Source organism: Flavobacterium sp. 21.1 (assembly GCF_057801535.1).
On record NZ_JBYNXA010000004.1, the window covers coordinates 408,443 to 428,121 of the forward strand.

The 19,679-nt window shown below is 40.1% G+C and carries 15 protein-coding genes; 7 read left to right on the top strand and 8 right to left on the bottom strand.

The features are described 5' to 3' along the window. Positions 1 to 18: 18 nt before the first annotated feature. The 3 genes from AC3E9U_RS11260 to AC3E9U_RS11270 all read left to right on the top strand — a co-directional run bounded on the left by AC3E9U_RS11260 (position 19) and on the right by AC3E9U_RS11270 (position 4,002). A complete protein-coding gene (locus AC3E9U_RS11260; protein ID WP_488747005.1) occupies positions 19 to 405 on the top strand; it encodes a hypothetical protein in 387 nt (128 codons plus the stop codon). Positions 406 to 605: 200 nt separating this feature from the next. After that, a complete protein-coding gene (locus tag AC3E9U_RS11265) occupies positions 606 to 2,774 on the top strand; it encodes a TonB-dependent receptor (RefSeq protein WP_488747006.1) in 2,169 nt (722 codons plus the stop codon). Further along, positions 2,764 to 4,002 (top strand): sialidase family protein, encoded by a 1,239-nt coding sequence (locus AC3E9U_RS11270; RefSeq protein WP_488747007.1) that lies wholly within the window; start codon positions 2,764 to 2,766, stop codon positions 4,000 to 4,002. Before AC3E9U_RS11265 ends, AC3E9U_RS11270 begins: the two co-directional genes overlap by 11 nt. A gap of 75 nt (positions 4,003 to 4,077) precedes the next feature. On the opposite strand, the gene AC3E9U_RS11275 is transcribed toward AC3E9U_RS11270, so the two are convergent. From AC3E9U_RS11275 to AC3E9U_RS11305, 7 genes are all read right to left on the bottom strand, one after another. Next, positions 4,078 to 4,656 (bottom strand): hypothetical protein, encoded by a 579-nt coding sequence (locus tag AC3E9U_RS11275; RefSeq protein WP_488747008.1) that lies wholly within the window; start codon positions 4,654 to 4,656, stop codon positions 4,078 to 4,080. Positions 4,657 to 4,738: 82 nt separating this feature from the next. Next, positions 4,739 to 8,104, bottom strand: coding sequence for a preprotein translocase subunit SecA (gene secA, locus AC3E9U_RS11280; RefSeq protein WP_488747009.1), 3,366 nt, complete (start codon positions 8,102 to 8,104; stop codon positions 4,739 to 4,741). An 89-nt stretch (positions 8,105 to 8,193) separates the two neighbouring features. Further along, complete coding sequence (locus AC3E9U_RS11285; protein WP_002986941.1) at positions 8,194 to 8,415, bottom strand: DUF2795 domain-containing protein; 222 nt, start codon at positions 8,413 to 8,415, stop codon at positions 8,194 to 8,196. 189 nt (positions 8,416 to 8,604) lie between these two features. Next, entirely contained in the window at positions 8,605 to 9,177 is a 573-nt protein-coding gene (locus tag AC3E9U_RS11290) for a cob(I)yrinic acid a,c-diamide adenosyltransferase (protein ID WP_488747010.1), read from the bottom strand. 385 nt (positions 9,178 to 9,562) lie between these two features. Further along, a complete protein-coding gene (locus tag AC3E9U_RS11295; protein WP_488747011.1) occupies positions 9,563 to 10,258 on the bottom strand; it encodes an ABC transporter ATP-binding protein in 696 nt (231 codons plus the stop codon). A gap of 237 nt (positions 10,259 to 10,495) precedes the next feature. Continuing rightward, a complete protein-coding gene (locus tag AC3E9U_RS11300) occupies positions 10,496 to 11,125 on the bottom strand; it encodes a carbonic anhydrase (protein WP_488747012.1) in 630 nt (209 codons plus the stop codon). A gap of 34 nt (positions 11,126 to 11,159) precedes the next feature. Beyond that, entirely contained in the window at positions 11,160 to 11,930 is a 771-nt protein-coding gene (locus AC3E9U_RS11305) for an O-methyltransferase (RefSeq protein WP_488747013.1), read from the bottom strand. Positions 11,931 to 12,075: 145 nt separating this feature from the next. Here AC3E9U_RS11305 and AC3E9U_RS11310 point away from each other — a divergent pair, with 145 nt between their 5' ends. Continuing rightward, positions 12,076 to 13,626, top strand: a complete 1,551-nt coding sequence (locus AC3E9U_RS11310; RefSeq protein ID WP_488747159.1) for an SDR family NAD(P)-dependent oxidoreductase — start codon at positions 12,076 to 12,078, stop codon at positions 13,624 to 13,626. A gap of 85 nt (positions 13,627 to 13,711) precedes the next feature. Here AC3E9U_RS11310 and AC3E9U_RS11315 read toward each other — a convergent pair whose 3' ends face one another. Beyond that, positions 13,712 to 15,574, bottom strand: coding sequence for an ABC-F family ATP-binding cassette domain-containing protein (locus AC3E9U_RS11315; protein ID WP_488747014.1), 1,863 nt, complete (start codon positions 15,572 to 15,574; stop codon positions 13,712 to 13,714). Positions 15,575 to 15,786: 212 nt separating this feature from the next. Between AC3E9U_RS11315 and AC3E9U_RS11320 the strand changes: the two genes are divergently transcribed. The 3 genes from AC3E9U_RS11320 to AC3E9U_RS11330 all read left to right on the top strand — a co-directional run bounded on the left by AC3E9U_RS11320 (position 15,787) and on the right by AC3E9U_RS11330 (position 19,666). After that, positions 15,787 to 16,974 carry a hypothetical protein gene (locus AC3E9U_RS11320; protein ID WP_488747015.1) on the top strand — a complete coding sequence of 396 codons (1,188 nt, stop codon included), beginning with the start codon at positions 15,787 to 15,789 and terminating at the stop codon, positions 16,972 to 16,974. A gap of 102 nt (positions 16,975 to 17,076) precedes the next feature. Then, positions 17,077 to 18,246: a glycosyltransferase family 2 protein gene (locus AC3E9U_RS11325; RefSeq protein WP_488747016.1), complete on the top strand. Its 1,170-nt coding sequence runs from the start codon at positions 17,077 to 17,079 to the stop codon at positions 18,244 to 18,246. A 121-nt stretch (positions 18,247 to 18,367) separates the two neighbouring features. Beyond that, entirely contained in the window at positions 18,368 to 19,666 is a 1,299-nt protein-coding gene (locus AC3E9U_RS11330) for a dihydrolipoamide acetyltransferase family protein (protein WP_488747017.1), read from the top strand. Positions 19,667 to 19,679: the final 13 nt, after the last annotated feature.

Below are 19,679 nucleotides of genomic sequence, written 5' to 3' on the forward strand. Positions count from 1 at the left end.
AGGTTTGACAAAAGAATTATGAAGTATCTTTATCCCATGAAAAATGCAATTGTGATTCTCGTATTCTTTTTCGCCCTGAAGCCGGTGCTTCCGGTGTTGGAATACGTGCTGAATTACGATTACATTGTGAAAGAACTTTGTGAGAACAAAGCCAAACCGGAACTGAAATGTAACGGGAAGTGTCATTTGATGAAGGAATTGGCAAAAGCGTCCGAAAACGACAATCCGGCTTCGAAGGATAAAAAAACGTCACATTCGGAATTCGAAATCCTTTTTTTAGAAAAATCATCTTCCTTTGAAATAGTAAATCTGAATTTCCCGGTTCAAAAAAGAATCAACGCGAACTATTCCGATTTGTACCTTTATGAAAACGCCTGTGCCGTTTTTCACCCACCCGCCGTTTAATTGTTGTATTTCACTTTAATCTTATCCGTTTGAGCCAACTTTTGGCTTAGGCTTGGTAGTACAGTGTTTTGGAGTAATCCGACAACATCGTGCGGCCGCTTGCAGGATAATTATTTAGGTTCCTTTCCATTATTCTCTCATGGAGCACACTATTCATTGATTTTATCAATGGCATAGCAGCTGCAATAATTAACACAAAAATGAAAAAAATATTCCTTGCCGTATTGATCATAGGACAAATGATGTACGGTCAGAACAAAACAGAAAAGGATTCAGTTGCAATAAATCACAAACAACTTGAAACGGTTGTCATTACAGCTAATCGCGGCGCCAGTTTAAAAAGGGAAGTGCCGGTAGCGATTTCAAAAGTAACTCAGAAAACAATTAATGAAACCAAAGCCACAGCGGTTTATGAAATCGTGAATAAAGTGCCGGGTGTTTTAATGGTTAATCTTGGGAATGAACAGCATCAGATGGCTATTCGTCAGCCAATGACTACCAATCCGTATTATTTATACTTGGAAGATGGTTTGTCAATCCGCCCAATGGGGGTTTTCAACCACAATGCGCTTTTAGAGATCAATCAGTTTAACTTACAGAATATTGAAGTGGTTCGAGGGCCGGTTTCCTCACTTTACGGACCGGAGGCAGTAGGTGGTGCCGTGAATTTAATTTCGATGAAACCCGCCCCACAATCGGATATGAAACTAGGCTTACAGGCCGACCAATGGGGCTATATGAGATTACAGGCGGCCGCTAGTGGAACCGTCGGTAAAGTTGGATTCCATGTGGCAGGACTTAGCAGCGCACAGCGGGATTCGTGGATGACTTTTTCTGATTACAATAAAGATAATATCAATGCAAGAATCGACTATAATATCAACTCGACCACGCGTTTAATCTGGACTTTATTCTACGGAAATTACTATTCGGATATGAGCGGAACTGTTAATGAAGCGGATTTTTACAACAGAACCTATAAAAGCACTACGGACTTCACTTATAGAAAATCAGAAGCTTTACGCAGCAGAGTAACTTTTGAAAAAGACTGGAATAAGAACGCGCAGACATCAGTAACAGCTTTCACCAGAGATAATGAATTGGGTCAGAACCCTTCATTCGCCATAAAATGGACGCAGGGACAAACCACAGCAAAAGGCGAGGTCAATTCCAATAATTTTAAAAGTTATGGTGTACTGGCGCAACACAGTCAAAAAATAGAACGATTAAAGGCTTCAATGGTTTTCGGAGGCTTGTTCGATAATTCTCCCGTAGATTATAATGCGTATCAGGTTGATTTAAAAGCTAATTTGAATCCGGGTGGACAAACTGTAAGCAGTTATGAAATCATTGAAGAGCGTCCTGATATTAAATTGGCGGACTACAATGCCAGAATTTACAATACAGCAGGGTTTGTGCAATTGAGCTTTAAACCGGTTAAAACTCTGATTATTACCGGCGGCGCCCGTTATGACAATATGAGTTTTGATTATAACAACAATATTGACCAATCCACCGGTAGCAAAACATATGATCAGTTTACATTCAAAGAAGGGGTTAATTTTAACCCATGGTCGTTTGCAGGATTTTATGAGAATTACTCACAGGGATTTGCGCCTCCGGGATTGACTTCCATTTTCAGGGCGAAGCCGGGAACAGGCGGAAGCACGGGAGTTCCGGCCGAATTTTATTATAATCTGGAACCGGCTACATTCAATAACTTCGAAGTGGGCGGGTGGTTCCGATTCTGGCAGCGAAAAGTAGAGATTGAGTATTCGCTTTATTACATGGAAGGTAAAAACGAATTGCTAAGCATCCGTATGCCTGACAATTCAACCGATTATCGTTCGGCGGGAAAAACACTGCATAAAGGTGTTGAAATGGCTGTTAACTTCTGTCCGAGTAATCAGTTTAAGATTCGAATTGGGGGGACTTATGCCAAACATACTTTCGTAGATTTTAAAGTGTCCGATAAACCGACAGATCCGGTTAAGAATTTAGATGGTCTTGAAATGCCGTCGGCTCCTAATTGGATCGGGAATTCGGAAGTCAGTTATTATCCGAAATGGTTGCCAAATTTTAGAGCGGCAATTGAATGGCAGGTTGTTTCAAGTTGGTATCAGAATCAGGTCAATACCGTAAAATATGACGGATACAATGTGTTTAACGGCCGAATCGGATATTTATATAAAGGATTTGAGTTGTATACGAATGTTCTTAACTTTACGGATAGATTATACGCTTACAATGTTACCAGAGGCAATTCTGCTACATCAACGTCAAGTTATACGGCAGCAGCACCCCGAACATTCATTTTTGGATTGCAATATAATTTCCAACTAAACAAGAAAAAAACAAATGAAAAATAAGCTTCTTTTTGTTTTAGCGATCGTCTTGTTCGCATCGCAAAACGGTAATTCACAGAGTGCAACCTCGGAAATAAAATCAATTGTTTCGGAAGCAGGTTCCAGAACAAGTTGTCCTTTTTTTACTTCGGATAACAAGGGGAGGATTATATTGAGTTTCGGGAAGGAAGCAGAAGGGAAGGAGGCTGTTTTTAGTTATTCGGTTTTCAATTCTGCAGATAAGAAATTTGGTACGGCTGTTGAAATTCCGGCCAGTAAAGGCGTGGAATTGCACGGGGAGAATATACCTAAGGTGATATTTAAACCTGATGGAGAAATTATTGCGGTTTGGGGAATTGATAATGCGTCACCAAAGAAAAAATACGCCGGACTGATACAGTATTCCCAATCGTTTGACGGTGGAAAGAACTGGACGCCGGCTACACGACTGGTTAAGGATGAAAACGGAATCGATCAGCGTTATTTTGACGTCGACCTGCTACCTAACGGAGAAGTAGCGATTATTTGGCTGGATAACAGAAGTACAACTGATTTGGAAGGTTCTACTATGTATTATGCAGCCACCAAAGGAAAAACCGGTTTTCAGAATGAAAAAGCGATTGGCGAAACGATTTGTCAATGTTGCAGAACCGAATTGTACGTCGGGAAAAATGGAATTATTTATGCCGCTTACCGAGATATAATCAACGAAGAGATTCGCGATATGGTATTGAGTCATTCTTCAGATAATGGAAAGACTTTTTCTGAACCTAAGCGAATTAGTGCCGACAACTGGAAAATAAACGGCTGCCCGCACACCGGTCCGACAATGACACAAAATGAAAACGGATTGCACTTTGCCTGGTTTACGATGGGTGGAGGGGCAGGAGTATTTTATGCCAATTCCTCAGACAACGGAATCAGTTTTTCAAAACGGGATAATGTCAGTAAAAATCCATCGGCAAAACATCCTCAAATTTCAACTTTGAATAATAAAAATGTTGTGGTAGTATGGGATGAAAATGGGGAAATCAACGGAGATTATTTCAATAGGATAGGATTACAGCACAGAGCCAAAAACGGCGAAGTTGTGGAAACAAAATTTGTAACTTCTAATGAAGGCAATGCGACATTTCCAATTGTGAAGCCTTTGAACGAAACGGAAGTTCTTGTGGCCTGGAGTCAGGGTGGTAAGGATGAAAAAGTGTGTTATAAAATAGTTTCGCTGGAAAATCGGGAACCAAATAAATAGAATTGCCTGGGAAAAATTTGTGTTAACAATATAAAAATCCCCAATTGCAATAGTGATTGGGGATTTTGCTTTTTATTATAAACCCAATTGTTTTCTTATTCGTTCGGTGATGACCGCATCAAGTAGTTCCTTGTAATTAGGGTCGAAACTAATGAATTTCCATTTTCCTTCGGTAAAGTCATCTGAAATCGCAACCAGTTTGTCCGTTTTAATGATATTAAAGGCATTGCGTTCTTTTTCGAAACGTATTATGGAATCCGGAAAGGTTTTATGCAGTGCTTCTGTTATCTTTTTTAGGGTCGCTTCATTGGTAATCGGTTGTTTGTAGGTCATCAGAATTGAATTCTCATAACTTATGACACAGTATAAGCCATTGTCGGTCATCTGGATGTCCGAATAGCTAAAATGAGGGGTGGAGTACAGATAACGAATACTGTAAGTGTCATTGTCGAAAGAACTGTCTAAGCTGCCGTACATATCAGCCCGTTCCACAAATTTGAAAACAAGCGGGTAGGTAAAATCGAGCATCTTGTCAAATGACATAGTGTAGGTCGCATCATAGAGCGCTTTCGTATCACGCCTCAACTCGTCTACCGATTGTGCGGAAATATTTACGGCGATTAGCAGCGCAAAAAGGATGATTTTTAATTTCATTTGGGGAAATGTTTGGATAAATATAACAAAAATCCCCAATTACAACCGTAATTGGGGATATATTTATCAAAAGTGATCCTTTTTATTCGTTAACGACAATCCATTCTCCTGAAGCTAACATAGGTTCCGCTTTTTTGAATTTCATGGTTTCCGTTTTTCCGCTCATAACGTGTTTGATTGTTACGTTGTCGTTGCGGTTGATTTTAGGTTGATCACGTACAATGGTTTCAGTAACATGATGGTGCTGTTGTTGCTGTTGCTGCATTTGAGCTTCATGCTGTTTGGCAGCCATTTCATCAATGTTTAACACTTCTTCTTTTGAAATAGTGTAATCTTCCTGAACCGGTACTTCGTGTGCTTCCTGAATATTATTCGGGTTTTGTGAAGGTAAATCCCCTTTGAAAAGGAACGAAATCACTTCTTTATTGATACCGTCCAACATTTTCTTGAATAAGTTGAACGCTTCGAATTTGTAAATCAACAATGGATCCTTTTGTTCGTGAACTGCTAACTGAACCGATTGTTTCAATTCGTCCATTTTACGAAGGTGTTTTTTCCAGGCTTCATCCACGATCGCTAAAGTGATGTTCTTTTCGAAATCGTTTAAAAGTGTTTTCCCTTCAGAAAGGTATGATTTCTCTAAATCAGTTACCACATTAAGCGTTTTGATACCATCTGTAAACGGAACTACGATACGTTCAAACTGACCGTTATTGTTTTCGTAAACATTTTTAATTACGGCATAAGCATCTCTTGCATTACGATCCTGTTTAGCATCATATTGTTTTAATGCTGCTTTATATACTTTACCTGCTAACTCGATTTCGGTAAGTCGGTTGAAATCACTTTCTGAAACCGGTGACTCGATAGCAAAATGACGGATTAATTCGAATTCGAAGTTTTTGAAATCTTTGGTGATTTTGTTGTTTTCCACAATCAATTCAGCCAAATCGTACATCATGTTTGCTAAATCCACTTTCAAGCGTTCTCCGTGCAATGCATGACGACGACGTTTGTAAACCACTTCACGTTGTGCGTTCATTACGTCATCGTATTCCAATAGACGTTTACGTGTACCAAAGTTGTTTTCTTCTACTTTTTTCTGAGCTCTTTCGATCGATTTAGTCATCATAGAGTGTTGAATTACTTCACCTTCTTTGATTCCCATTCTGTCCATGATTTTCGCTACACGCTCTGAACCGAACAAACGCATTAAGTTGTCTTCCAAAGAAACGTAGAACTGAGAAGTTCCCGGATCTCCCTGACGTCCCGCACGACCACGTAACTGACGGTCTACACGTCGTGAATCGTGACGTTCTGTTCCGATAATCGCTAAACCGCCTGCCGCTTTTACTTCCGGCGACAATTTAATATCGGTACCACGACCTGCCATGTTGGTTGCGATGGTTACTACACCGGCATTACCGGCTTCGGCAACTATTTGAGCTTCTTGTTTGTGTAATTTCGCGTTCAATACATTGTGCTGTACACCGCGCATTTTCAGCATTCGGCTTAATAATTCGGAAATTTCTACCGAAGTTGTACCTATCAATACCGGTCTTCCTGAAGCGGCAATTTCCTGAACGTCTTCCGCAACAGCGTTGAATTTCTCACGAACCGTACGGTAGATCAAATCCTCTTTATCTTTACGTGCAATTCCTCTGTTGGTAGGAATTTCTACTACGTCTAATTTGTAAATTTCCCAGAACTCACCTGCTTCTGTAACAGCAGTACCGGTCATTCCCGCCAATTTACTGTACATACGGAAGTAATTCTGTAATGTAATAGTTGCGAAAGTCTGCGTAGCAGCTTCAATTTTTACGTTTTCTTTCGCTTCGATCGCCTGGTGTAAACCGTCGGAATAACGACGACCATCCATGATACGACCGGTTTGTTCGTCTACGATAAGGATTTTGTTATCCATGATAACGTATTCCGTGTCTTTTTCGAATAGCGTATAGGCTTTTAAAAGCTGCGTTAATGTATGGATACGCTCACTTTTAATTGAAAAGTCCTGGAACAGTTGTTCTTTTACTTCAGCTTCAGCTTCTTTTGAAAGTTTTTGTTTTTCGATATTGGCAATTTCAGTCCCGATATCCGGTAGGACGAAGAAATCATCGGAAGTATCCTGAGAAAGGAATTTGATTCCGTTGTCCGTTAATTCTACCTGGTTGTTTTTTTCTTCGATTACAAAATACAAAGCTTCGTCAACAATCGGCATTTTGCGGTTGTTGTCCTGCATGTATTCGTTTTCTGTTTTCTGAAGCAATTGTTTAACACCTTCTTCCGATAAGAATTTGATCAATGCTTTATTTTTCGGTAAAGCACGGTAAGCTCTTAATACCTGGAATCCGGCGTCTTTTGTATTTCCTTCTTTCATCAAGCGTTTTGCTTCCGTAAGGAAACCGTTAGCTAGCTGACGCTGAAGGTTATAAAGGTTTTCGATCTTCGGTTTTAATTCGTTGAATTCGTGACGGTCACCCTGAGGAACCGGACCTGAAATGATTAACGGTGTACGGGCATCATCGATCAATACGGAATCCACCTCATCGACAATCGCGTAGTTGTGTTTTCTTTGTACCAATTCACCCGGCGTATGTGCCATGTTATCTCTTAAGTAATCGAAACCGAATTCGTTGTTCGTTCCGTAAGTGATATCAGCTTCATAAGCTTTTCGTCTTGCATCGGTGTTTGGCTGGTGGTTGTCGATACAGTCAACAGTAAGTCCGTGGAACTCGAACAAAGGCGCTTTCCATGTGCTGTCACGTTTTGCAAGGTAGTCGTTCACGGTTACCAAGTGTACTCCGTTTCCGGTCAAGGCATTTAGGTAGATCGGTAACGTTGCTACCAATGTTTTACCTTCTCCTGTCTGCATCTCGGAAATTTTACCTTGGTGCAGAACGGTACCACCGATTAACTGTACATCATAGTGGATCATGTCCCAAGTGATGGCTTTTCCGGCAGCATCCCAGGAGTTTGCCCAAACGGCGTTGTCTCCTTCAAGCGTGATGTATGATTTTGTCGCCGATAATTCGCGGTCTTTTGGAGTCGCTTTAACGGTGATTTGTGTATTTTCCTTGAAACGACGCGCAGTTTCCTTAACCACGGCAAACGCTTCCGGAAGGATTTCCGTTAATATGTTTTCTGAGATTTCATAAGCTTCTTTTTCGATAGCATCGATGGCAGCATAAATATCTTCTCTTTTGTCGATGTCTTCCGTAGCCTCAACTTCTTGTCTTAAAGCTTCTATTTTAGCATCTTTTTCAGCACGGGCTTTTTTGATCTGATCCTTAAAATAGGTTGTTTTTGCTCTTAGGTCGTCATTCGATAAGGCTGCTAAAGCACTTTCGTATGATTTAACCTTGGCAATAATCGGTTGAATTGCCTTTACGTCTTTCTGGGATTTGTCACCCACAAAAGCTTTTAATATGCTGTTTATGAAACTCATAATCTGGTTTGGTTTATATTCTAATAATAGTCTGCAAATTTACACAAAAAAAAAGCCTCGTGAGAGACTTTTTAGCTGTGCTTTATTTTTTAATATTCATCCTCGTTCCAAAGATAATCTTCGTCGGTTGGATAATCTGGCCATATCTCTTCCATTGATTCGTAGATTTCACCTTCGTCTTCTATTGACTGTAAGTTTTCCACTACCTCCAGTGGAGCTCCAGTTCGGATAGCATAGTCGATAAGCTCATCTTTTGTGGCTGGCCACGGGGCATCACTTAAATACGATGCCAATTCTAATGTCCAATACATCTTTGATTGATTTATAGTTTTATGCAAAAATAAATTTTATACTGAAAAAATCAAGTAAAATTTCTTTTATTTTAAAAAAAGTTAAGAACGTCTTGTTCAGACCGCATATTTTAGATTTCAGGCTGCAGATTTCGAATTGTAAATTGAAATCTGTCAGCAAAATACTTCTTACTGCGTTCTGCTTGCTGACTACTGTTTTCTGGGTATCCATTTCACTTCGTCAGCGTGCAAGTCGTGGGACAACTTTCGTGCCAATACGAAAAGGTAGTCAGAAAGTCGGTTTAGATAGGTTAGAACCTGCACATCTGTCGGTTCTAATTCGTTAAGATGCGTGGCTAAACGCTCGGCGCGGCGGCAAACACAGCGTGCAATATGACAATATGACACAGTAGTGTGGCCTCCGGGCAGTACAAAATGTGTCATTGGCGGAAGGGAAGTATCCATTGTGTCGATTTCATTTTCAAGAAACTGCACGTCTTCTTCTGAAATACGGTTGATATTCAGGCGCTGCTGCCCGTTTTTAAGTATTTCTTTTTCCGGCGGTGTGGCTAAAATGGCTCCAACGGTAAAAAGACGGTCCTGTATTTCGATCAATACGTTTTTGTACAGCGGGTTGATATCCTGATCGCGGATAAGTCCGATATAAGAGTTTAACTCGTCAACAGTTCCGTAGCTTTCGATGCGGATATGGTGTTTCGGAACGCGTGTTCCACCGAAAAGAGCCGTGGTTCCCTTGTCTCCGGTCTTGGTATATACTTTCATATTTTAGTTGCTTAGTGTCAAAGTTGCTAAGTTACTGAGTTTTCTGAGGAGTTTGTAAAAAAAGAGACAAATCCTGATAGAGATTGGGATATTTGCTTCTGAGAGACTTTTTTAAGGTTCTGAGTAACTGAGTCGCTAAGTAACTGAGGTTTCTTAAGAGTTTCCAAACACAAAAGACAAAAACTCTTTAGCCCCGACAGTAGTGGCACCGTGTAAAACGGATGGCGGGAATAGGGTTTATTGATAAAGCCCGAGCCATTCGCTTCAAAAAAAAAATTTGGGAATACAGATTTTTTGCGGATTTTCAGATAGAATTTTTCCGTAATCGGCCCTCTGCTATCTGTTTACTGCTAACTGAATACTGAATACTGAAATCTGCCTTCTGCTATCTGTTCGGATTGTCGCTTTCAATGATTCCGTCTTTCAAACGGATGATGCGGTGCGCGTGTTTCGCGATATCTTCTTCGTGGGTAACCAGAATTACGGTATTTCCGTTCGCGTGAATTTCATCAAAAAGGTTCATGATCTCCACAGAAGTTTTGCTGTCAAGGTTTCCGGTAGGTTCATCGGCAAGGATGATTGACGGGTGGTTCACTAAAGCTCTTGCAACCGCTACACGCTGGCGCTGTCCTCCTGAAAGCTGATTCGGTTTGTGATCCATACGATCGCCCAATCCAACTTGCTTCAGAACAGTAGTAGCACGTTTTGTTCTACTTTCTTTGTTATGCCCTGCATAAATCATCGGTAAAGCTACATTGTCCAATGCGGTTGTGCGCGGCATAAGATTAAAGGTTTGGAATACGAAACCGATTTCCTTATTACGAATTCCGGCTAATTCGTCGTCTTCCATTTTGCTGACGTCTTTTCCGTTTAAAACATAGGTGCCGGCAGTTGGTGTGTCCAAACATCCTAATAGGTTCATCAGTGTGGATTTTCCCGAACCTGAAGGTCCCATCAGGGCAACATACTCCCCTTTATGGATTTGCAGGTCAATACCTTTCAGTACGTAAACAATTTCGTTTCCAAGCGGGAAATCACGGGTAATACCTTTTATGTCAATGATAGGATGAGACGTTTTCACAGTTTTCGGTTTTAAAGTTCAAAAGCGAATTTTATAGGGTATAAGTAGTGCGTATCCGGAAATTGTTACACCAGATTTAAAAAAAAACTCCCCATTGATAAGATGGGGAGTTAAAAAAAGTATGATTGCTGTTAATCATCTGCAGATGTGATTTAAAGCATAACAAATATACTGATTTTTAAATAGTTATGATTTTTTTCGACGTTATTTGTTTGTTAAAATTCCTACTTGCACCGCTTACTGTGTTATTCTGTAAATCTCTTTAATTCCTTCCATGATTTTAGGAAAGTCGATTTTTAAGTCGATCAGTTTTCCGGTATGAATGTCAAAAATCCATCCGTGGACCTTTAAATTTCTTTCGTCACTGGCTTTTTGGACTTCGGCGGTTTTGATGATGTTGATGCACTGTTCCATAACGTTTAGCTCCGTCAGCCTTCGGTATCGATTTTCTTCGTTTTCGATTGTGTTTAGTTCTTTTTTGTGCATTCGGTATACATCGCGAATGTTTCTCAGCCACGGATTGAGTATTCCCAAGTCCGACTGCTGCATCGCTGCTTTCACTCCCCCGCATCCGTAATGCCCGCAAACTATGATATGATTGACTTTCAATTGAACGACAGCATAATTAATGACCGACATCGAATTAAGATCGGTATTTGGAATCATGTTGGCAATATTGCGGTGCACGAAGACCTGACCGGGAGAGACGCCCATTAATTCTTCGGCGGTTACGCGACTGTCGGAACACCCGATATAAAGAAATTCAGGCGCTTGTCCTTCGGATAATTTTTCAAAAAAGTGTTCGTCGTTTTGCAGTTGTCGGGCAATCCACGAGCGGTTGTTTTCGAAAATCTGATTTATGTCCATTTCTGTTGCTTTGAACATCAAAAATACTAAAAACTTAACTTCGGATCACGAAATCTTCTCTTTCCTGTTCGTTTCGGAAAAATACTAATCCCCATTGAAATGTATCGATGGTCACTTTTACTTTCGGGTGTTTTTTTATGATTTCCCAGGCTTCGTCCATTTCGGAAGACCAGTGGATGTCGTCGAAAATCCATACCGTTTCGTTGGTTATGGTCGGAAGCAATAGCTCGAAATAGTCTAAAGTGGCTTTTTTGGAATGATTGCCGTCGAAGTAAATCAGTTGGTAGTGTTCTGCCTTCGGTTGACAGCTTTTCAGGTATTCCGTGAATTCGGTTACGACGGATTCAATATTTTTTAATTTGAATTTCTCGAACTGTTTTTGTGCTACTCCCGAAGTTTCCGGGCAGCCTTCCAACGTGATAATTTTAGCTTTCGGATTTCCTAATGATAAGGCTGACGTTGCCAATCCTAATGAAGTGCCGATTTCCAGCATGGTTTCCGGTTGTAGATAATTTACGATTCGGAATAACAATTTGGCTCTTTTCGGAGTAATTCCCGCTGTTTGTGCAATTTTTGAAATCTGACGGGTATTGGATTTAAAAACACGTGAACCCGCTCCGAAATCTGTTACTTCAATCGTATTCTTGTTCTGAAGCAAATCGTTTCGGTATTGCTTTAATAGCTTGTATTCCGGTTTTGTTTTTTTATCGTAAAAGCACTTTGTTACCAAAGAATATACGAACGGCGAATGTACTCCGTGCTGATTCTTGGAATTCCAAAGGAAGTTGATATACGATTTGATCATAATAGTAGGCAGGGTTTCAAAAAGAAAGGACGAAGATACAAAGCCATTTTAGAATCATTCAATCTTTTCCGGTAAAAAGTTGAAACCGGATTTTAAAACTATATTTGCAGCCTTGGCGGTTCGGCCAGAAAAGATATTTTTTATGATGACGATGGATGAGACAGAAAATAAGCAGGCAATAACCTCGGAAGAAATCGAGAAATGCATCGCTTTACTGACGCAATTAAATACGGATACCGATCAGATATTTGATATTCCGAAAGCACAAAGAACTGCTTTGATTAAAGCGGCAGGACAATTTTCGAGACCTGATCGCGATGAACTTTCACGCAGAAAAAAAGACGGAAAATTAGCTGCCAAGCGTAAAAAAGAAACTAAAGACAAAACGGCCCGTAAAGAAACCGGAATCCGTACGGCCCGTGAAGTAAGTGTGTTTGTGGCACCAAAATTACTGTCAATTTCAGATCTTGCCAATAAAGAGCAATTGGAATTGGAAACGCCAAGAAATTGTTACGTGTGCAAAACTCCGTTTACGAAAATGCACCATTTTTATGATACTATGTGTACCGATTGTGGTGATTTTAATTATGCCAAACGTTTTCAAACGGCCAATGTAAAAGGACAAATCGCCGTTATTACAGGTTCCCGTTTAAAAATTGGGTACCATATTACGCTTATGCTTTTACGCGGAGGAGCTACTGTGATTGCAACAACTCGTTTTCCGGTGGATTCGGCTGCGCGTTTTGCAAAGGAACCGGATTTTATGGAATGGGGACACCGACTTAAAATCCACGGATTGGATTTGCGACATATTCCCAGTGTAGAAATCTTTTGCAATTTCATCGAACAGAAATACGGGCGTTTGGATATCCTTATCAATAATGCTGCGCAAACTGTGCGACGACCTGCCGGATTTTATACGCATTTAATGGAGAATGAAGAACGACCGGTGGAGTCATTACCAAAACAAGTTCAGGATCTGTTATCGGATCATACCGGTTGCTTACAGGAATTGAAAGTACTGACGGCAGGAGCTTCATCCAATCAGAATATGCCGGTAACCTGGCACGGACCCGAACCCGGAATTGGGTTGAGGGCTTCAGCTAAATTATCTCAAATTCCTTATTCGTTCGATAATACGCTGGTAGCGAATGAAGTTTTTCCCGAAGGGCAATTGGATGCCGATTTGCAACAGGTAGATTTAAGGAAAACAAATAGCTGGCGTTTAAAACTGGGCGAAATAGAAACGACTGAAATGATAGAGGTACAACTCGTAAATGCTGTGGCGCCTTTTGTATTGTGTAACCGTCTTGCGGAAGTAATGAAAAAAGACAACACAGGACAAAAACACATCATAAATGTATCGGCAATGGAAGGCAAGTTTTACCACGGTTACAAAGATGCCCGACATCCGCACACCAACATGGCTAAAGCCGCACTGAATATGCTAACCCACACTGCTGCGGGAGCTTTGGCAAAACAGGGTATTTTTATGAATGCTGTTGATACAGGCTGGGTTACTGATGAAGATCCGGCCGAAATGGCAAAAAGAAAGCAAGAGGAAGAAGATTTTCAGCCTCCTTTAGATATTGTAGATGGTGCGGCAAGGGTTATGGACCCTTTGTTTGACGGTATTAATACGGGAAAACACTGGAGCGGAAAATTCCTGAAAGATTATGTGCCGATTTCCTGGTAATAATCAGTTTCAGAGGTAAATAAAAAACCACAACAAATGTAACTCTGTTGTGGTTTTTACTTTTTAGTGATTGCTGATTCTTCTTTTATCCTTCAATTTTAGCGGATAACTCAAACCAACGCTCTTCTTTTTCTTCTATTTTTTTGATGACATTCTGCAACTCGTTGGCTTTCTTTTCAATATCGGCATCCGCTACTTTTCCTTCCGAAAACAATTGCTCGATTTCCTTCTTTTTGATTTCCAGATCTTTGATTTCGCGTTCGATTTTCTGAAATTCTTTCTGCTCGTTAAATGATAAGCCGCTAGTGTTGTTTTGCTGTTTCCAGTCTTTCTTTTCGGCTTTGTTTTCTTCTTTTTGGGCTACATCGGCACTGTCTTCATAAGCTCTGAAATCGGAGTAATTTCCAGGGAAGTTTTCAATCTCTCCTTGGCCTCTGAAAACAAACAAATGATCTACAATCTTATCCATGAAATAACGGTCGTGAGAAACAACTAATAAACATCCCGGATAATCCAAAAGGAAACTTTCTAAAACGTTCAGTGTTACGATGTCCAAGTCGTTGGTAGGCTCATCGAGAATCAAAAAGTTCGGGTTCTGAATCAAAACCGTACACAAATACAACCGTTTCAGTTCGCCACCGCTTAGTTTTTCTACGTAATCGTATTGTTTTTTAGCATCAAAAAGGAATCGCTCCAATAATTGCGAAGCCGAAATAATCCTTCCTTTTGCAAGCGGAATGTATTCTCCGTATTCTTTAATAATATCAATTACGCGTTGTCCCGGTTTCGGGTTGATACCGCTTTGGGTGTAATAACCTATTTTGATAGTATCACCCACAACTACTTTTCCGCTATCGGCAGGAATCGTTCCGGTTAACAAATTCAGGAAAGTTGATTTTCCCGTTCCGTTTTTACCGATAATCCCGATTCGGGCTCCACGTTGAAAATCAAAAGTAAAGTCATTTAAAATAACCTTGTCGCCGAATTTTTTAGAGATTTTGTGAAGTTCGATAATCTTACTTCCCATACGCTCCATGTTAATTTCCAGCTCGACTACGTTTTCTTTTCTTCTGCTTTCAGCTACTTCCTTTATTTTATAAAAATCATCCTGACGCGATTTTGATTTGGTCGTACGCGCTTTGGGTTGGCGGCGCATCCAGGCCAATTCCTTCACGAAAAGGTTCTGTGCCTTGTCGATAGTGGCATTTTCCGAAGCGATACGCTCTTCTTTTTTCTCCAGATAATAGGAATAATTCCCTTTGTATTGGTATAATTTTCCGTTGTCCAATTCGATAATTTCGTTGCAAACGCGCTCCAAAAAGAAACGGTCGTGCGTCACCATGAACAACGTAATGTTTTCTTTTGCAAAATAACTTTCCAGCCATTCGATCATTTCCAGATCCAGGTGGTTGGTTGGCTCGTCCAGAATCAATAAATCCGGACGGTTAATTAGGATAATGGCTAGTGATAAACGTTTTTTCTGTCCACCCGAAAGGTTTTTTACCTTCAGTTTGAAATCTTCCAGCTTCAGTTTGAAGAGAATCTGCTTGAATTGCGTTTCAAAATCCCAGGCATTGTGTCGGTCCATATTATCGAAAGCCTTTTGATAGGCTTCTTCATCTTCCGGATGTTCCAACGCTTTTTCATATTGCTCAATCACCTTCAGAATCTCGTTGTCCGAAGCGAAAATGCTTTCTTCAATCGTCAGTTCATCCTGCAGATTATGATCCTGCGACAAAAACGCCATTTTGATGTCCTTTCGCACCACAACCTGACCTGTGTCCGGTTCATCCTCACCGTTGATAATCTTCATGATGCAGGTTTTTCCCGAACCGTTTTTGGCAATAAAAGCGATTTTCTGGTCTTTGTTAATCCCAAACGAAATGTTTTCAAACAGCGTACGCTCTCCGAATGATTTCGATATATTTTCGACTGATAGATAATTCACGTGGTATATTTTTTTACTTCGTACAATTCGAACCTAAAAAGGTTTCGGGTGCAAAAGTAATCAATTAACGGTGATTCAAGGAGAGTTTATGTTTTCTTTAGGCTAATAGCGATGTCGGTTGCAGATAATTTTTATTTGCATTGTTAAGTGTTTACGTACAGTTCAATAAATAGCTTAAATTTGTAATGAACGCTGTTGTAAAAAAAGAAAAGATGAATCATTTATTTGTAGCGATACTGGCGATATTTCTTTTTTCTACGGATATTGGTTATTCGCAAAGCGATTCAGTTAAGTATAACAGCAAAGACATCCGGGATATTTACAAAAAGATTTTTGTAAAAAACGACTCGATTAACAAGTTTAAAGATAAAAGAATTGCATTTTCCTTATTTCCTTCTCCGGCAGGATCAGATGCAGGCGGTGGATTCGTAATTTCATTTTTGACGACCTTTTATCTGGGTGAAGATACCAAAAATACCAGGATGTCTGAGGTGATATTTACTCCCTATTTCAGTTTGGATGGCCAATATGTTTTTCCGATTACGACTTATTTATATACCAATAGAAACATTTACAATTTTACGGGTGATTATCGTTACATGATCTATCCGCAGCCTACTTATGGTTTAGGGAATAATAATTCGGAAACGGAAATATCAAGATTAGAATACAGACAGTGGCGTTTTTATCAGTTTGCTACCCGGAAAGTCGCAGGGGATTTCAGGATGGGGCTTGGTGTTTTATTTGACAGTTATGAAGGTATTTCGGAAGAATCGTTTATTGAAGAAGAAACCGATTACGTTAAGTATATGAAGGGGGATTTCTCCAACGTGAGTTCTTTTGGGATTGCGCTTCAGCTTTTATATGATTCCAGGATCAATGTAATCAATCCGGAGCAAGGGTTTTATGCAGAGGTCGATTACCGGAATAATTTTAATGGTGGTTTGGATAATCAGGACTGGAAATCCATATATGTTGATCTGAGAAAATACTATTCGTTCCGTAAAGACCGTCACAGAGTATTGGCAGGCAGGTTTTTTTACTGGTCTACTTTTTGGGGCGATCCGCATTATCTGGATTTGCCGAGTATCGGTTGGGACCGGTTTGGGAAAACGGGGAGAGGCTTTACAAGAAACCGATTCAGAAGTAACGGCTTATTGTATTTTGAGAGTGAATACAGGACAGATATTACCAGAGATGGATTTTTGGGGGCCGTTTTTTTTGCGAATGTTTCTTCAGTTTCAAAATTGTATACTTCTGAATTTACCAAATGGCAGCCCGCAGTGGGAACGGGATTGCGTGTGAAATGGAATAAGAAAAACAATAACAATGTGACCCTGGATTTTGGGGTAAGTAAAAACGACTGGTCATTGCGTGTGAGTCTGGCGGAAAATTTTTAGCCGTTTAGAAGCACGACTGAATCTGGAAATTGTCGATTGTATTTTCAAACTTAGTCACTTTGAACCTTTGCAACTTTGTGACTTAAGATATATCTTTGAAAAATGCAACTATCCGTAATCATACTTAATTACAACGTCCGCTATTTTCTCGAGCAATGCGTTTTGAGCGTACAGAAAGCATTGGAAAACATTGAAGGTGAAATTATTGTAGTCGATAATTTTTCTCAGGATGACAGTTGTGAAATGATGAAGACACGTTTCCCAAATGTAAAACTCATCGAAAATAAAGCCAATCTCGGGTTTCCGAAAGGGAACAACATTGGAGTTGACGTAGCCAAAGGAGAATATATCTGCATTTTAAATCCCGATACTGTTGTTGCCGAAGATACATTTGAAAAAGCATTATGTTTTGCTGAGTCAAAAACCGATTTAGGAATAGTGGGCTGTAAACTCATTGACGGTACGGGCAATTTTCTTCCGGAATGCAAACGCGGTGTTCCAACGCCTTGGGTAGCTTTTACGAAAATCTTCGGATTGTATAAAATCTTTTCGAAATCAGCGCTTTTCAATAAATATTACGCGCAACATTTATCCGAAGATCAAACCGGTAAAGTAGATATACTGGTTGGTGCTTTTATGGTGATGAAGCGCGATCTGTACAGTAAAGTCGGCGGTTTTGATGAAAACTGTTTTATGTATTCAGATGATATCGATTTGAGTTATATGGTTTTGAAATCCGGCAGATCGAATTATTACTTCCACGAAACTTCCGTCATCCATTATAAAGGGGAAAGCACGGTGCGCGATGGAATGTATATGAAGCGTTTTCGCGAAGCCATGCATTTTTTCTATAAAAAGCATTTTGGTAGTTCTGTTGTTTTTGATGTTTTCATGCGAATCGGAGCTTTCCTGTTTGCGATGTTGAAGAAGAAACAACAGCAGCAAATCGTTTCCAAACCAGAGCAATATGTGTTGTTTTCATCCGACGAAAGTCTTAAAGAAAAACTGGAAAAACGATTGCAAAAAAACGTGGTTCAGACCGCTGATATTGGCGAAAATGCGTTACTTTCGCTTGAAAATCCAGAGGGGAGCTTATTGGAAATTGTATTAGATAATAACAGTTTTTCATTTGGGGAAATCATTAGTTTTCTGGAGAGAAATAAAAACAGAGGTTTTACCTTTAAGATCATTCCTGAGAAATCTTCTTTTATGATAGGAAGTAACAACAGTAATGACAGAGGAGAAGTAATTATGCTTAGAAATTCGAATTAAAAGATTCGTAATTTTGAAAAATATAAAAAAATCACGCAAATTTGTTTAATTCGTCGCTAAGGCTCAAAATATTTACTAATTTTGCAAACCTAAGACGAAAACACAACTTTAGTTTAAAGATATGGCAAAGTTTGAATTGAAATTACCCAAAATGGGGGAAAGTGTTGCTGAAGCAACCGTTACCAACTGGTTAAAAAAGGTTGGAGATAAGATTGAAATGGACGAAGCAGTATTGGAAATTGCTACTGATAAAGTAGATAGTGAAGTACCTTCGGAAGTAGCGGGAACACTTGTTGAAATTCTTTTCAACACTGATGATGTAGTTCAGGTGGGTCAAACCATTGCCATCATCGAAACTGAAGGCGGTGCAGTGGAAGCTCCAAAAGCGGAAGCCGCAGCAGCACCGGTTGCAGAAGTTGCCAAAACAGTTGAGGTTGCAAAAGAAACAGCAGCACCTGCTGATTTCTCAGGATCGGATAAATTCTTTTCACCTTTAGTAAAAAACATTGCTAAAGAAGAAGGAATTTCGTTAGCGGAATTAGAATCAATCCAAGGTTCCGGTAAAGATGGTCGCGTAAACAAGGAAGATATCTTAAATTATATCAAAAACAGAGGAAGCCAGCCAACTCCTGCTGCAGCGGCTCCAGTAGCTCAAGCGCCACAAGCGGCAGCACCGGAAGTTGCTAAAGCGGCACCGGTTTCTGTTAACGGAGGAGATGAAATCGTGGAAATGGACAGAATGCGTAAGTTGATTTCCAAATACATGGTGGAGTCGGTACAGACTTCGGCCCACGTTCAGTCGTTCATTGAAGTGGATGTGACGAACATTGTTAAATGGAGAGATAAAGTGAAAAACGCTTTCGAAAAGAGAGAAGGTGAGAAGTTAACATTCACGCCAATCTTTATGGAAGCAGTTGCTAAAGCGCTGAAAGATTTCCCTGGAATGAATATTTCTGTTGATGGTGATTTCATCATCAAACGTAAAAATATCAATTTAGGTATGGCTGCGGCTTTACCAAACGGAAACCTAATTGTTCCTGTAATTAAAAATGCTGATCAGCTAAACCTTGTAGGCATGGCTAAAGCGGTTAACGATTTAGGAAACCGTGCAAAAGCAGGTAAACTGAAACCGGACGATACTCAGGGCGGAACTTATACAGTTACTAACGTTGGGACTTTCGGTTCTGTTTTCGGTACACCAATCATCAACCAGCCGCAAGTAGGTATCTTAGCGTTGGGTGCTATCAGAAAAGTGCCTGCGGTTATCGAAACTCCGGAAGGTGATTTCATCGGTATCCGTCAGAAAATGTTCTTGTCCCATTCTTACGATCACCGAGTGGTAGACGGAGCATTAGGAGGAAGTTTCGTGAAACGAGTAGCGGATTACTTAGAAGCTTGGGATATCAACAGAGATTTCTAAAATACATACATAA

Bases quoted from the DNA above. Each gene is read 5' to 3' on its own strand.
- AC3E9U_RS11310 (WP_488747159.1), top strand. From the start codon at position 12,076: ATGACGATGGATGAGACAGAAAATAAGCAGGCAATAACCTCGGAAGAA.
- AC3E9U_RS11330 (WP_488747017.1), top strand. From the start codon at position 18,368: ATGGCAAAGTTTGAATTGAAATTACCCAAAATGGGGGAAAGTGTTGCT.
- AC3E9U_RS11290 (WP_488747010.1), bottom strand. From the start codon at position 9,177: ATGAAAGTATATACCAAGACCGGAGACAAGGGAACCACGGCTCTTTTC.
- AC3E9U_RS11260 (WP_488747005.1), top strand. From the start codon at position 19: ATGAAGTATCTTTATCCCATGAAAAATGCAATTGTGATTCTCGTATTC.
- AC3E9U_RS11265 (WP_488747006.1), top strand. From the start codon at position 606: ATGAAAAAAATATTCCTTGCCGTATTGATCATAGGACAAATGATGTAC.
- AC3E9U_RS11285 (WP_002986941.1), bottom strand. From the start codon at position 8,415: ATGTATTGGACATTAGAATTGGCATCGTATTTAAGTGATGCCCCGTGG.
- AC3E9U_RS11320 (WP_488747015.1), top strand. From the start codon at position 15,787: ATGAATCATTTATTTGTAGCGATACTGGCGATATTTCTTTTTTCTACG.
- AC3E9U_RS11305 (WP_488747013.1), bottom strand. From the start codon at position 11,930: ATGATCAAATCGTATATCAACTTCCTTTGGAATTCCAAGAATCAGCAC.
- secA (WP_488747009.1), bottom strand. From the start codon at position 8,104: ATGAGTTTCATAAACAGCATATTAAAAGCTTTTGTGGGTGACAAATCC.
- AC3E9U_RS11270 (WP_488747007.1), top strand. From the start codon at position 2,764: ATGAAAAATAAGCTTCTTTTTGTTTTAGCGATCGTCTTGTTCGCATCG.
- AC3E9U_RS11300 (WP_488747012.1), bottom strand. From the start codon at position 11,125: ATGGACATAAATCAGATTTTCGAAAACAACCGCTCGTGGATTGCCCGA.
- AC3E9U_RS11275 (WP_488747008.1), bottom strand. From the start codon at position 4,656: ATGAAATTAAAAATCATCCTTTTTGCGCTGCTAATCGCCGTAAATATT.
- AC3E9U_RS11325 (WP_488747016.1), top strand. From the start codon at position 17,077: ATGCAACTATCCGTAATCATACTTAATTACAACGTCCGCTATTTTCTC.